The sequence below is a fragment of the Streptomyces sp. NBC_01314 genome (assembly GCF_041435215.1).
Classification (GTDB): domain Bacteria; phylum Actinomycetota; class Actinomycetes; order Streptomycetales; family Streptomycetaceae; genus Streptomyces.
In genome coordinates this window covers 4,412,391-4,425,587 of sequence record NZ_CP108394.1, presented here as the reverse complement: position 1 = coordinate 4,425,587, position 13,197 = coordinate 4,412,391, and the positions used below count along the sequence as shown (strand labels likewise).

Annotated in this window: 10 protein-coding genes and 1 pseudogene; 7 read left to right on the top strand and 4 right to left on the bottom strand. The window is 71.2% G+C overall.

The features are described from left to right. Window positions 1–165 precede the first annotated feature (165 nt). Window positions 166–960 (top strand): class II aldolase/adducin family protein, encoded by a 795-nt coding sequence (locus tag OG622_RS19345; protein WP_371577584.1) that lies wholly within the window; start codon window positions 166–168, stop codon window positions 958–960. A 136-nt stretch (window positions 961–1,096) separates the two neighbouring features. On the opposite strand, the pseudogene OG622_RS19340 reads toward OG622_RS19345, so the two are convergent. Next, window positions 1,097–1,410: pseudogene (locus OG622_RS19340) on the bottom strand (SHOCT domain-containing protein); the annotation flags it as partial. 494 nt (window positions 1,411–1,904) lie between these two features. Here OG622_RS19340 and OG622_RS19335 point away from each other — a divergent pair. Continuing rightward, the gene (locus OG622_RS19335) at window positions 1,905–3,158 is read left to right on the top strand and encodes a hypothetical protein (RefSeq protein WP_371584146.1); all 1,254 of its coding nucleotides are present in this window, start codon (window positions 1,905–1,907) and stop codon (window positions 3,156–3,158) included. 423 nt (window positions 3,159–3,581) lie between these two features. Further along, window positions 3,582–4,124 (top strand): DoxX family membrane protein, encoded by a 543-nt coding sequence (locus OG622_RS19330; RefSeq protein WP_371577582.1) that lies wholly within the window; start codon window positions 3,582–3,584, stop codon window positions 4,122–4,124. A gap of 756 nt (window positions 4,125–4,880) precedes the next feature. On the opposite strand, the gene OG622_RS19325 is transcribed toward OG622_RS19330, so the two are convergent. Beyond that, window positions 4,881–6,500, bottom strand: a complete 1,620-nt coding sequence (locus OG622_RS19325; protein WP_371577580.1) for a PspC domain-containing protein — start codon at window positions 6,498–6,500, stop codon at window positions 4,881–4,883. A gap of 166 nt (window positions 6,501–6,666) precedes the next feature. Between OG622_RS19325 and OG622_RS19320 the strand changes: the two genes are divergently transcribed. Further along, window positions 6,667–7,956 (top strand): PspC domain-containing protein, encoded by a 1,290-nt coding sequence (locus OG622_RS19320; RefSeq protein WP_371577578.1) that lies wholly within the window; start codon window positions 6,667–6,669, stop codon window positions 7,954–7,956. A gap of 170 nt (window positions 7,957–8,126) precedes the next feature. Next, on the top strand, window positions 8,127–8,873 hold the full coding sequence (locus OG622_RS19315; protein ID WP_371584145.1) for a LuxR C-terminal-related transcriptional regulator: 747 nt from the start codon (window positions 8,127–8,129) through the stop codon (window positions 8,871–8,873). Between the two features lie 205 nt (window positions 8,874–9,078). On the opposite strand, the gene OG622_RS19310 is transcribed toward OG622_RS19315, so the two are convergent. Beyond that, entirely contained in the window at window positions 9,079–10,158 is a 1,080-nt protein-coding gene (locus tag OG622_RS19310) for an NlpC/P60 family protein (protein ID WP_371577577.1), read from the bottom strand. 506 nt (window positions 10,159–10,664) lie between these two features. On the opposite strand from OG622_RS19310, the gene OG622_RS19305 reads away from it, so the two are divergent. Beyond that, the gene (locus tag OG622_RS19305) at window positions 10,665–11,018 is read left to right on the top strand and encodes a hypothetical protein (protein ID WP_371577575.1); all 354 of its coding nucleotides are present in this window, start codon (window positions 10,665–10,667) and stop codon (window positions 11,016–11,018) included. A gap of 386 nt (window positions 11,019–11,404) precedes the next feature. After that, the gene (locus OG622_RS19300; RefSeq protein WP_371577573.1) at window positions 11,405–11,962 is read left to right on the top strand and encodes a hypothetical protein; all 558 of its coding nucleotides are present in this window, start codon (window positions 11,405–11,407) and stop codon (window positions 11,960–11,962) included. Between the two features lie 4 nt (window positions 11,963–11,966). Here the strand turns inward: OG622_RS19300 and OG622_RS19295 are convergent, their stop codons facing one another. Next, window positions 11,967–13,193 (bottom strand): C40 family peptidase, encoded by a 1,227-nt coding sequence (locus tag OG622_RS19295; RefSeq protein ID WP_371577571.1) that lies wholly within the window; start codon window positions 13,191–13,193, stop codon window positions 11,967–11,969. Window positions 13,194–13,197 lie beyond the last annotated feature (4 nt).

Genomic DNA, 13,197 nt, shown 5'->3' with positions numbered 1-13,197 from the left:
CGAGCGACGTACGGCGAACAGTTCGACCCCAGCGAACGGCATGCGGCGTGGCGCGCTTCCCTGACTTGCGTAACGGTTGCGCACTCTCTTCACGGGACGGGCCTGTTCTGCCAGGCGCACCGACGGTAACTTCCGCTTCGTAAAGGAAGTCACTCTGGAGGACACATGCACGGGCCCACACCGCCCCTGCCCCTACCCACCGACCAGCTCCGGTTCGCCATGCCGCCGATGCACGAATCGGCGGAGGACGAGCGGCGCCACCGCAAGGAACGGCTGGCCGGAGCCCTGCGAATCTTCGGGCGGCAGGGGTTCGAGGAGGGCGTCTCGGGGCACATCACCGCACGCGACCCGGAGTACAGCGACTGTTTCTGGGTCAATCCGTTCGGGATGCCGTTCAAGCACGTCACGGTGAGTGACCTGGTCCTCGCCAACCAGGACGGCCAGGTGATCGAGGGCCGCTACCACGTGAACCAGGCCGCCTTCACCGTCCACGCCCAGGTGCACGCCGCCCGGCCCGACGTCGTCGCGGTCGCGCACTGTCACTCCGTGCACGGCCGCGCGCTGGCCGCGCTCGGCGACCTGCTCGACCCGATCACCCAGGAGTCCTGCGCGTTCTACGAGGACCAGGCGCTCTACGACCACTACACGGGCGTCGCGGTGGACGCGGACGAGGGCCGCCGCATCGCCGGCGTGCTCGGCAGCCGCAAGGCGCTCGTGCTGCGCAACCACGGCCTGCTGACGGTCGGCGACTCGGTCGACGCGGCGGCGTGGTGGTTCCTCTCGATGGAACGCTCCGCTCAGGTGCAGCTCACCGCGAAGGCCGCGGGACGGCCGCTGTTGATCGAACACCGGCTGGCGGCGGCGACACGGGAGCAGGCGGGCGGTGACCTGGTGGCGTGGATCAACTATCAGCCACTGTGGCAGGACATCAGCAGGAGCGAGCCGGACCTGCTGAGCTGACTGCGGGAATCCGACCGCGGGAATCCGACCGCGGGAATCCGACTGCGGAGGTCTGGCCGCCGCGCCTGGTCTTCGGCCGCTGGCTCGTCGTGGCCGGTCGCGCCGTTCCACACCCCTTTCGGGGCGCCGATGCCGGTCAGAAGTCGCGAAGTACGGCCGCCTTCGTGGTGGCGAACTCCTCGTCCGTCAGGACACCGTCGCGGTGGAGTTCGCCCAGCTCACGTAGGCGGCGGAGAGGATGTCGTGGTGGTCAGGGGCGGGTGGTGGCTAGACGGCGGGCTCCGCGCACCGGCGGGCGCCCGGGTCGTCGGCCGTGCCGCGGGTGGACGGATGGGGGAGCCGCGCCGTGACCGCTGTGGCGAGGAGGGCCGTGAGGAGGTCTCGGCGGGTGCTGCCCCACAGGCCGAGGGCGAACGGGTCCCGCTCCGGCGGCAGCGACAGCGCCACGGAACGGTGCAGGCCCGGCGTGATCCGGACCGTGCTGCCGTCGAAGGCCCAGCTCCCGTCCCGCTGGATGATCTCGGCCATGAGGAGATTCCCGAAGCCGGGTCAACACGGGCACCGGGACATCACCCCGCGCTTCTCTTGCACGGAGTGGACCTGCCGGACGCGGGCCGTGTTCCGTACGGCACAATTCGCTGTCATTACAGTGCACTTGTACGGCCGCACGGCTGTGGTAGTGAGCGGACATACTTACGACGCCCGGCGACGACTGCGAAGTCGTCCACGAAGGTGCCGATGACGGCACTGACAAGGCACTGACACGGCACTGACAAGGCGCGCTGACGAAGGCGTCTACGACGGCCATGACGACGGCAATGACGACGACGGCAATGACGACGACGGCAACGACGATGGCGGCGATGCCGATGGACGCGGACGCGGTGGCGGACGCGCGCGGGAAGGCGGGACCGGGCGTGGCGGTGCAGGAGGCGAGAGGGGGCATGGGCGCGGGCGCCCATGAAGGCAGGTGCACGTGCGGGGACTGCCCGCACGGGGCGCGTGCGGGACACCGGCGCGCGGTCGCCGAGTTCCTGCTGAAGCGGGAGGCGTTCGCGTCCGGGCAGGGGCTGCCGGCGGCCGTCGCGCACTCCGCGTCCGCCTCCCGGCAGTGGGTCTCCGACGAACTCACCCAGTCCGCGGCCCTCGTCGCCGAACGTGGCCGGGTCGAGGGCGAGGCCTGGCTGGCCCGCCTGTGGCTGCGCACGGCGATCGTCGTCTGGATCGCCGTCGTGACCCTCCTCCTCGTTCAGTCCCTCACCGCGATCGGCGCGGGCTGGACGGCCGCCCGCACCGCAGGGCTGCTCGCCGCCCTGCTGGTGGCCGCGGCGCTGACGGGCGCCGGATATCTGCACCGCGCACGCGGCGGCGCCCTCGCCCCCGTCATCGGCGAGGACAACCGTCTCTCCACCTCCCGTGCGATCGCGGCCGGTTGGGTGCTCTTCGTCGTCTTCGCGATCCTCGTCCTCGTCGGCCGGCTGGCCGCCGCCTCCGACCACCGCGAACGCGACACCCTCATCGCCGGCCTCGACCTCGCCCGCGGCGCGGGCATCGTGACGGTCCTGGCCGTGGTCTGCGGCATCGCGGTCCTGGTTCGCCGCGTCGTCGGCCTCCGCGTCCTGTCGCAACGCCTTCAGAAGGTCCGCGCCCACCGTCCCCGCGCCGCCGACCTCCTCACCGACGACTCGGGCCGGGGCAGCTTCACGGACATCCAATACGTGATCATCTGCGCCGTCGCCCTCACCTTCGCGGCGGTCCGCTTGGCTCGCCGCCCCGACCAACTCCCCGACCTCCCCTGGGGCCTGGCCCTCCTCGTCCTCGTCTCCGCCGCCACCTACGTCGCCGGCAAATACGCCGAGGGCGGCCGCCCCGTCATCCTCTCCGTCGTCCGTGCCCGTGAGGCCGGCGACCTCGACGCCCCCATCCGCAACGGCGACGACATCGAGATCCGCGGCGCCGGCTTCGTCCCGCCCGGCGCCCAGACCGCCGACAGCCTCTCCCGCATGGTCGTCCGCATCGGCCCCGTCCACGTCCACGTCCCCCTCGTCCCCGTCGCCGGCGGCTTCAACAACCCCACCGACGCCGTTCTCACCGCCCCCGTCCCCGCCGACGTCGAACCCGGCAAGGTCGACGTCCAGGTCGTCACAGCCGCCGGAGTAGAAACCAACCGCTACACGATCGAGGTCTCAGCGGACTGAGCGACCGCCACACGGCGGGGGGCCTCGGCGACACCAGCTGGGGCGACGGCACGAAGTCGATCGTCCGGGGGCTGGGGGTTGGGAACAGGGGGTTGGAGGCCGGGGTCGGGGGCTTCGGTTCGGGAGGCCTGAGTCCGTGGGGAAAGGGCGGGGCTCGGGAGGCCTGAGCCTGAGGGAGAGACTTGGGTTCGGGAGGCCTGAGTCCGCGGGGAGAGACCCGGGCCGCCGGGGGGCCTGAGTCCGCGGGAGAGGGACATGAGTCGGGAAGCTTTGGGAAGCTCGCACCTCGGGGCCACGGCCCGACCACCGAAAAGGCACTCCAACCCGGAAAAAACACGCCCGACCCATTGAGCACCCCCACCCCTCCGAACGTATCGTCTGTCGAGGGGTCAACGGCACGGCGGACAAGAGGCGGCGCAGACCATGACTCACGACATTCGCACGGGCTCCCACACTCCCTACCTCGACGATGGCCCCGACTGGCGGGACACAGCCACCCGCTACGCCCTGCTGCCCCTACGCGTCTTCCTCGCCGTCACCTTCATCTACGCCGGCCTGGACAAACTCACCGACAGCGCGTTCATGGCGGACTCCGGCTCCGGCTCCATCGGCGACATGATGAGCGCCGCCCGAGACTCCTCCGCCATCCCAGCCATGATCGACATGGCCCTCAACAACCCCGTCGGTTTCGGCTACGCCATCGCCCTCGGTGAACTCGCCGTCGGTATCGGCACCCTCCTCGGCCTCCTCACCCGCCTCGCCGCCTTCGGCGGCGCCCTGATTTCCCTCAGCCTCTGGCTGACAGTCAGCTGGGCGGCTTCCCCGTACTACTACGGCAACGACCTCCCCTATTTCATGGCCTGGATCCCCCTGATCCTCGCCGGCGCCCCGGTCCTGTCCGTGGACGCGGCCATCCGCTCCCGCCGCCACGGCGGCAGCAGGCACCGCGCGGGCGCCTACCGCTGAGCATCTGCAGGCCCGCACCGCTGAGCCCCTCCGGGCCCGCACCGCTGAGAGGCCTCGTGGGCGTCCTTGGCCGAGCCCCCACAGCGCCCCGACCACGGCTCATCGCCGCCACCCGTCACAGCTATGCAGTACAGCTATCTGGGGCAGCTACGCAGCACAGCTCGGCCACGACGGCCTCAGCCACAGCGCCTCTGTGATGTCGGCTGATCCCGCGCCTGTGCCATGCGTCCGGGCCTCGCCTCAGGGCAGACCCCGGCCGGGCTCCCGATGGAGGTCAGCCCTCGAAGTCCCCCCGCAGCGACAACCACCAGGGCGCGCCCCTGCCCGCGTAGCCCTACCAGCCGGTAGGCGCCCAAGCCGCGCGTCCCGCCCCAGCCGTCGGGCAGCTCGTCCCCGTCCCGCTCGCGCTGGCACTCCAGCTCATCCCGCCGCCCCGCTGGGCCCTCGGCCGCTCCAGCTCATCCCGCGGACCCTCTCGGTCCTGTCACCCCCTCCGAGCCCGTCGCACCCGCATTCCCCGCCGCTCCTGTCGGTCCCGTCGCATCCGCTGGCCCTGTCGGCCCCGTTCGTCCAGACGCCCGGAGTCCACGTATCGCGTGGTCCAGGAAACCCACCGCCCCCGCCAGACACAGCCCTCCGACGACGAGCGGTATCACGACGAACCAAGGAGTCTCCCAGGCGTCTCCCGCGTCGCCGAGATACGCGACACCGGCGGCGCTGAGGGAGAGGCCGGCTATGAGCTTGCCCGGACGGAACTCATGACGCAGCACGGGCCACCTCCGCCTGTCCCAGACCGACTTCGAGGTCGATGGTGAGCACGCCGCCACTGTCCGAGCCCTTTTCGGGGGACAGCGTCAGCCGATCGCTCTTGTCCGGTGCCACGTCCACGTCCTCCTTGTCGTCACCCGGCAACTGGATGTCACCGAGGCCCACTTCGACGTCGAGCCGCACGGTGACGTCATGCGGGACCACCACCTTCACCTTGCCCGCGCCCACCTCCACGCTCGTCGTCAGCGTTTCCCCCTTCGGTATGTCCACTTCGGACAGGTCCAGCGTGCCCACACCGGTCCCCAGCTCGTACCGGGCCGCCACACTCTCCGCGTTCCTCGGTGTCCACTCCGTACGGACCCAGTCGGTCGTGATGCTCGTCGGGAGCGCCGCCGCGCATGCCAGGAGTCCAGCCGTGACCACGGCCAGGAAGATCGATCCCGCTCCCGTACGGCCGAGGAAGGCGCTCAGTGCTATGCCCAGGCCGAACACGGTCAGCGCGCAGGCCAGGCCGGTCTGCAGGCTGGTGGCGAGAGTGCGGTCCTCCCAGGTCACGCCGGTGCCGAGACCGCCTGCGAGTAGCGCGAGCAGGAAGATCCAGCCGCCTGTCCAGCGCGGGCCTCGCGGCTTGGGCGGGCGCCCGGCGTATTTGTCCTGGCGGGAGGGCGGCACGCCCCGGGCGATGTTGACGGCTGCCGCTATGTCGCGGTCGCGGCTCCCCCACGGTCCCCACAGATAGCCCGTGCCGCCCACGTGTGTTCCGTCTTTGATGATCGGGTCGCGCCACCAGGAGGGGTAGGCGGAGGCCACGGGCGGCGCCTGGGCCTCCGGTGGGGCGTCGGCCACGGCCTGTGCGGCCAGCGGATCGGGGTCGGGGGCGCCGCGCTGCTGCGACCAGTACCCCGCGCCGGCCAGGAGCAGGGAGACGACCACCGAGAAGGTCAGGACGGTCGTGTTGCTCAGCATGGTGAGGAAGACGCCGCAGCCGACCAGCGCGAAGAGCACGGCCGTGAGGGCCTGGCCGTCGACCCGGCCGGTCAGCAGCTTGCGTACTTCGTTCTCCTCCTCGTCGTCGTACGGCACGAACAGCCAGGCGAAGCCGTAGAAGAGGAGGCCGAAACCGCCGGTCGCGGAGAGGACCGCGAGCACCACCCGGAAGATCACCGGATCCATGTCGCACTGCCGCCCGAGCCCGGCACAGACACCGCCCAGCATCTGGTACCGCCGGTCGCGGCGGAACTTGTGCGGGGCGGCGGGCCCATCGGCCGGATCGTCGGAGGCCGGGTGCCCCATGGCACCGGGGGTGGATGGGTCTGCCGCGCCGGGCGAGCGACGGCCGGGAGCTCCGGCGGGGTCGGTCGTGGCCGCTTGATCCGCGGGTGGGCCCGCGTCCGCCTGCGGGCGCGTGCCCGCACCTGTGTGCGTTCGCGGGCCCGGCCGCGTCCCCGCCTCCGTGTGCGGGTGTGCGCCCGCGTCCCCGTGCGCGCGCGGTTCCTCTGCCCCCGTGCCCGGTGGGGGCACGGCGTCCTGCGGCTCGGTGGTGGGCCGCAGGGCGTCCGGACCCGAGCCGGGGACCGGCTCCGCTGCCGCGTGCTCGTGATCCGTCATGCGTCCATCGTGACGGCCGAGCCGGTCCGATGGCAGTCGGGATGACCCTGGTCGAACCCTGATATCCGCCCGGGGATGTGTTCGATCATGGCTGGGCCGGAGATCAGGGGCGTCTCGGGGGTCGACCCTGATGCCTCGATCCGCCGTGCGTGTGAACATCGATGGCATGCCGGAAGCCGCAGCACTGCCAGTCGACACTCCGCGGCCCCCGCGCAAGCTCTACCGCAGCAGCGACGGACGCTGGCTCGGGGGCGTGGCGCGAGGGCTCGCCGGACATCTCGGCCTGCCCGTGACCTGGGTGCGGCTCGTGTTCGCCGGCCTCTTTTTGGCGGACGGCCTCGGCGCCCTGGTCTACGCGGCCTTCTGGTTCTTCGTCCCGCTCGGTGTGGGAGGCGTCGACAACCAGCGGTCCCCGTCCATCGCCACCGAGACCTCTCCCGACGGCCGCCGCAGACTTGTGGCCCGCAAGCCCGACCGCGGCCAGATGGTCGCTCTCCTCCTCATGGTCGTCGTGGCCATGGTCTTCGTCGGCAATGTGGACCTCGGCGAGGCCGCCAGGGCCTATCTCTGGCCGACCGTGCTCGTCGCGGCCGGCGTCGCCCTGGTCTGGCGTCAGGCGGACAACGCACGGCGGGCCCGGTGGGCCGAGGTCGGCCGTCGGCGGCGCACGATCACGCTGCTGCGCTCCGTGGCCGGTGTCCTGCTGGTCACCGCGGGCGTGTCCGGGATATTCGTCCTGCAGGGCTCGGCCGCCCACCTCGGCTCGGTACTGCAGGCCGCGCTCGCGGTCCTCGTGGGCATAACGCTGCTGGCCGGCCCGTACCTCGTCCGTATGACCCAGGACCTCTCCGAGGAGCGACTGATGCGCATCCGCGCCCAGGAGCGCGCGGAGGTCGCGGCCCACGTCCACGACTCGGTCCTGCACACGCTGACGCTGATACAGCGCAACGCGGACAGTCCGAACGAGGTCCGCCGCCTCGCTCGCGCCCAGGAGCGCGACCTGCGGAACTGGCTGTACAAACCCGAAGGCACCGGAAAGGACGAGGACGACGAGCCCGGCACCCTCGCCGAGGCCGTGCGGCGGAACGCCGCGGAGGTCGAGGACAAGCACGGCGTCCCGATAGAGGTGGTGGTCGTCGGCGACTGCCCCCTCGACGAAGGACTGACCGCGCAGATGCAGGCCGCGCGCGAGGCGATGGTGAACGCCGCCAAGTACGGTGGCGAGGGCGGCGCCGTACAGGTCTTCGCCGAGGTCGAGGGAAGGACGGTCTTCGTGTCCGTCCGCGACCGCGGTCCCGGCTTCGACCTCGACGCGATACCCGCCGACCGCATGGGCGTCAGAGAATCGATCATCGGTCGCATGGAGCGCAACGGAGGTACGGCACGACTCCGCGCCGTACCGGACGGCGGCACGGAGGTCGAGTTGGAGATGGAGAGGGCGGAGACGACGTCATGAGTGACGCGAACGGGGCGAACGACCTTGCCGCACAGAGCGGTTCGGGCACTGGCCCGGACAGGGACCAGCGAGGTCCGACCGCGCGGGGCACGGATGCGGCCGAGGGCCTGCCCAACGAGTCCGGGAGGTCCGATGCGCCCGACAAGGCCACCACGTCCGGCGATGCCGGCGTGACCGTCGTACCCGGGAAGTCCGCCACGGCCGGCCCGGCCGCTGCGGCAGGGGCTGAGGCCGATGCCGGTGTCTCTGGGCCCGGGCGGCACGTCCGGGTCGTGCTGGTGGACGATCACCGGATGTTCCGTACGGGAGTGCGGGCCGAGATCGGGCAGACGGACCATACCGGCGTGGAGGTCGTCGGGGAGGCGCCCGACGTCGACCAGGCGGTGTCGGTGATCACTGCCGCACGGCCCGAGGTGGTGCTCCTCGATGTGCATCTGCCCGGCGGCGGTGGTGTCGAAGTCCTGCGCCGCTGCTCGGCGTTGATGGCGGACGCCGAGCAGCCCGTCCGGTTCCTCGCCCTGTCCGTGTCGGACGCGGCGGAGGACGTGATCGGCGTGATCCGGGGCGGAGCGCGCGGCTATGTCACCAAGACGATCACCGGTTCCGACCTCGTCAACTCCATCTTCCGGGTGCAGGAAGGCGACGCGGTCTTCTCTCCGCGCCTGGCCGGCTTCGTCCTCGACGCCTTCGCCTCCACCGACGCCCCGCCCGTCGACGAGGACCTCGACCGGCTCACCCAGCGCGAGCGCGAGGTGCTGCGTCTCATCGCCCGCGGCTATGCGTACAAGGAGATCGCCAAGCAGCTCTACATCTCGGTGAAGACGGTGGAGTCCCATGTCTCCGCCGTGCTGCGGAAGTTGCAGCTCTCCAACCGGCACGAGCTGACGAGATGGGCGACGGCACGACGCTTGGTGTGAGGGTGGGCACTGGTGCCGATGCCGGGTCCCTGGTGCTGCCGTCGGGCAGCGGCTGATGTGTGCTGGTCGGCCCGAGCCACCCGGCTTCGGACAGCCGGCCACCGTCACCCAGCTCAAGGCGCCCGGCCTAAGGCACCCAGCCCAAGGCCCAAGGCGCCAGACCGATGCACCCGCAACCACGGCACCCGCGGCCACGCCGCCCGGTTCAGGCCACCCGTGTGGCCCCCACGTACGGCATCTCGTCGAGGGGTGCCACGCGTACCGGGGCCGAGGGGTTCGGGGCGTGGATCATCTGGCCGTTCCCGATGTAGATCCCCACGTGGCTGATCCCGGAGTAGTAGAAGACGAGGTCGCCGGGGAGGAGTTCGGAGCGGGCGACGCGGCGGCCGGCGTTGATCTGGGAGTAGGTGGTGCGGGGGAGGGAGACGCCGGCGGCGCGGTAGGCCGCCAGCGTGAGGCCGGAGCAGTCGAACGCGCTGGGGCCGGTGGCGCCCCAGACGTACGGGCTGCCGAGCTTGGAGTATGCGTAGGAGACGGCCGCGGCGGCTCGGGAGTCGGGGGCGTCGGCGGTGGCCGAGGCGGGGGAGACCGGGCCGGTGAGGCTGCGCCGGGACGAGGTGGAGGAGCGGGAGGCGTGCCCCGCGGTGCCCCCCGCGACGTCATACCGCGCGCGGTCCTCGGTGGTGAGCAGGCCGAGCAGCTGCCGTGCGTCGGTCAGCTTCGAGGTGACGGTCTTCTTGTGCCGCTTCAGCTCCGTCTGCCGGGTCTTGAGCGTGCCCAGTTCGACGCGGGCGGCCCCGCGCAGCCGTTCGATTTCCAACAACTGCTTCCGGACGCTCGCCACGTCCGCCGACTGTCGGCTGCCGACGCGCTCGGCGAGGGCGGCGCCGTCCAGGTACTGGTCCGGGTCGGCGGAGAGAGCGAGCTGCCAGGAGGGGTCCATGCCCCCGCCCCGGTACTGCGCCGCCGCCAGTGAACCGAGTTCGTCCCGCGCCGAGTTGAGTCGTTCGGTGCGGCGGGCGGCCTGGTCGCGCAGCTCTTCGAGGTTCTCCCGCGCCTTGTCGGCCTTCTCCTTCGCGCCGTTGTACTTCTCGGTGGCGACCTCAGCCTCTTGATACAGCTTGTCCACTTTCGCCTTGACCTGGTCAGGCGTGAGCTGTGGATCGGCGTGGCCGGTGCCGTCGAAACCGGTCGCGGTCGCCGCGCCCGCGAGGGCGAATGTCGCGGCCGTGCGGACCGTGTGGCCGCCGAGTGAGCGCTGTCTGGGCTTGCGGTGCGCTGCCACGTGGAGTCCATGTCCTCTCCGTACGACCGCCGTCCGCAGTACGAACATCGTCTGTCCGTACGGGCCGCCTGGGGGGAGCGGTGACGCGTCCGGCGACGGCCCGCACAGGGGGGAGCGGGACGCCGCCGGACCTTCTCGGCGGTGGTGTCCGACTGCCGCCCCTGGCCAGGGCGGCGGTGGGGAGCCGGTCACCTGAGAGGACGCTAAACCTGGCCGTGACCGCACCGTAACGCGTTGTGCGGAAGTGGCGGGCACCGACCGCGAGGTGACCGTATGTGACCGCGATCCCGTCCTGGCGCCGCCGACTTCACGCTGCGCTATGACCGATGCGGCCATTTCGGACCGGAAGAGGGTGCGATGGTGCTATACGGCGCATATATGCAAGATCATCACGGGTTTCTCCGGACGCCCGGGGCGCTCCGAAGCCCCATTCACCGGCCCCGCGGTTCGCTGCTGCGCTCGCCCCCGGTACCGGCGGAACGCAGGCCTCTCATTAGGCTCCGCGCATGGACGTACTCATCCACATCCTCGTCGCCCTCCACATCATCGGCATCGCCTCCCTCCTGGGCGGGTTCCTCACCCAGATGAAGGCCATGGGCCAGGGCACCGCCCGCTTCGTCCCGGCCATGCTCCACGGTGCCTTGACCATGCTGGTCACCGGAGTGCTCCTGGTCGGCCTCAACCAGGCCGACGATCAGCCCGTCGACAACATCAAGATCGGCGTCAAACTCGCGCTGCTGATCGTGATCCTGGGGCTCGTCTACGTGAAACGGGACGAAGAGACGGTGGAGAAGCCGCTGTTCGGCCTGGTGGGCGCGCTGACCGTCGCGAACATCTTCATCGCGGTGCTCTGGACCTGACGGAAGCTGGGGTGTGAACGCTCGGTGGCCGCGATGATGAGGAGATGCGGTACGGGGGGCGCCTGAGATGGCTTCTCATGGGTTTGTGGGTCTTGGCTGCCATCGCGTTGGGCTATGGCGTATGGACGGGCGGGCCGGCCCAAGTGGGTCGGGTTCTGCTGGCGCTGGTGGCGGTGCCGCCCTCCGTCGAGATGATCCGAGCCCTTTCGGGGGCTGCTGGGGGGAGTCCGTCCGGAGACAGGCCGGCTCCACCGTCGAAGCCGCCTCGATACTCTGCGCGCCGCGTGGACCTCCCGGCTGCGGTCGGGAGACGGGTTGGGCGGCGCGGGGCGGTACTGGCTCGGAACCCTCGGGCTCGCGAGTTGCTGGAGCTGCGGGGAGTGTGGTTGCCGGAGCGGTTCCTGTGGCTGTGCCAGTTGCTCTCCGGCGGGCTGCCCCATGATCTGTTGCGCGTGGTGATGAGCCTGGTGACCGCCAAGTCGCTGCGCGGGCTCAGCCGGCTTCCCGATCTCACCCTGGAGCTGATCCGTACTGACGCGGCCGCCGTGCTCACCGCGCAGACCCGCTTCACCTCCTCGCTCGGTGGAGACGGGGCCCGGGAGGCCCTGCGCTGGATGGCCGGGGCCTCCCAGGCGCCCGTGCTCCCCGACAACTGGGAGCGGTTGATCCGCCGGGCGCCCGACCTGTCGACCACGGCCGAGTACGGGACGGTGCGCGCCGTGGAACAGGTCCGGGCCTACCGGTACCTCGGCGCGACTGTGCTGCGCACCTGCACCGGACCCGCCGCCGACACCGCCCTCACCCACCTGTGGGAGACCTCCCCCGAGTGGCTGGACCGGCCGGCACCCGCCCGCGCGCAGCCGGCGACCGAGCCCGAGGTGGCGTGGGCGGCGGTGCACCAGTTCCGTGAGGGGGTACGAGGGCTGGAGCCGCTGGTGCTGTGAGGGTCTACGCCGGCCGCACCACGCTGTGGATCGACGACTCCCCGTCGGAGAAGACCGACTCCTCGCGGACGTACGCTCCCGGCTTCGGGGAATGGATCATCATGCCGTTGCCGATGTAGAGGCCGACGTGGCCGATGTTGTCGTAGAAGAAGACGAGGTCGCCCGGTCTGGCGTTGGCGAGGGAGACGGTCGCGCCCGCGGTGGCCTGCTCGTAGGTGGCACGGGGGAGGTCGACGCCGGCGGCCTTCCAGGCGGCCTGGGTGAGGCCGGAGCCGTCGTAGGAGCCGGGGCCGGTGGCGCCCCAGACGTACGGCTTGCCGATCTGCGCGCGGGCGAAGGCGAGGGCCTTGGCGGCCTTCGAGGCGTAGGTGGAGTCCTCGGCCGGGGCGGTCGTCCTGACGGCGGTGCCGGTGGACGTCTCGGTGCCGGAGGAGGCCTCCTCCCGGGTTCCCTGGCCTCCCTGGGTGCCCTGAGCTTCCTGGGTCTCCTGAGTCTCCTGGGCTGCCTGGGGCGCCGTCTGTGCCGCCTGCTGCCGCGCGAGTTCCTCGGCGGCCTCGCGGTCGGCCTCCTCCTGCTCGCGCTGTTCGATCGCGGCGAGCCGGGCCTTCTCCTCGGTGGTGAGGGTGGAGAGCAGGGTGCGGGCCACGGCGAGCTTCGCCTGGACCTTGGCCTTGCTGCTCTTGAGGGTGTTCTGTGACTCGGTGAGCTGTTCGAGGCTGTCGCTCGCCCCCTGACGCTGCTCCGTCGACTCGGCCTGCTGGGTGACGTACGTGTTGTCGACGGCGTCCTGCCGGCGATCGGTCAACCGGTCCGTCAGCTGGTTCTGGTCGAGGTAGCCCTGCGGGTCGTCCGCCAGGAGCGGCGAGGCCTGGTCGGGGGCGGCGGCGCCCGCGAGGTACTGGGCCGCGGCGGACGAACCGAGTTCCCCCGGCGCCCCGTCGGGTTTCCCCGTGCGCTTGGCGACCCCGTCGGGGAGGGTGTCGACCTGTTTCTTCGGCCTGGTCGTCCTCTCCTTGGCCGCGCTGTAGTTCTCGGTCGCCGAACCGGCCTTGCGGTAGAGGTCGTCGACCTTCTTCTCGACTTCCTCCAGGCTCGGCTTGTCGTCGGTCGAGGGCGCGGCGGCGGCCGTCTGGGAGAGCAGGGCCACGGAGGTGAGGGCGGCCGTGGCGAGAGCGGGGGTGCGTATGCCCGCGCGCGTTCCGGCCGGACGCGGCTTGCGGTGCGGCGCCATGGTT

Bases quoted from the DNA above. Each gene is read 5' to 3' on its own strand.
- OG622_RS19345 (WP_371577584.1), top strand. From the start codon at position 166: ATGCACGGGCCCACACCGCCCCTGCCCCTACCCACCGACCAGCTCCGG.
- OG622_RS19335 (WP_371584146.1), top strand. From the start codon at position 1,905: ATGGGCGCGGGCGCCCATGAAGGCAGGTGCACGTGCGGGGACTGCCCG.
- OG622_RS19330 (WP_371577582.1), top strand. From the start codon at position 3,582: ATGACTCACGACATTCGCACGGGCTCCCACACTCCCTACCTCGACGAT.
- OG622_RS19325 (WP_371577580.1), bottom strand. From the start codon at position 6,500: ATGACGGATCACGAGCACGCGGCAGCGGAGCCGGTCCCCGGCTCGGGT.
- OG622_RS19320 (WP_371577578.1), top strand. From the start codon at position 6,667: ATGCCGGAAGCCGCAGCACTGCCAGTCGACACTCCGCGGCCCCCGCGC.
- OG622_RS19305 (WP_371577575.1), top strand. From the start codon at position 10,665: ATGGACGTACTCATCCACATCCTCGTCGCCCTCCACATCATCGGCATC.
- OG622_RS19295 (WP_371577571.1), bottom strand. From the start codon at position 13,193: ATGGCGCCGCACCGCAAGCCGCGTCCGGCCGGAACGCGCGCGGGCATA.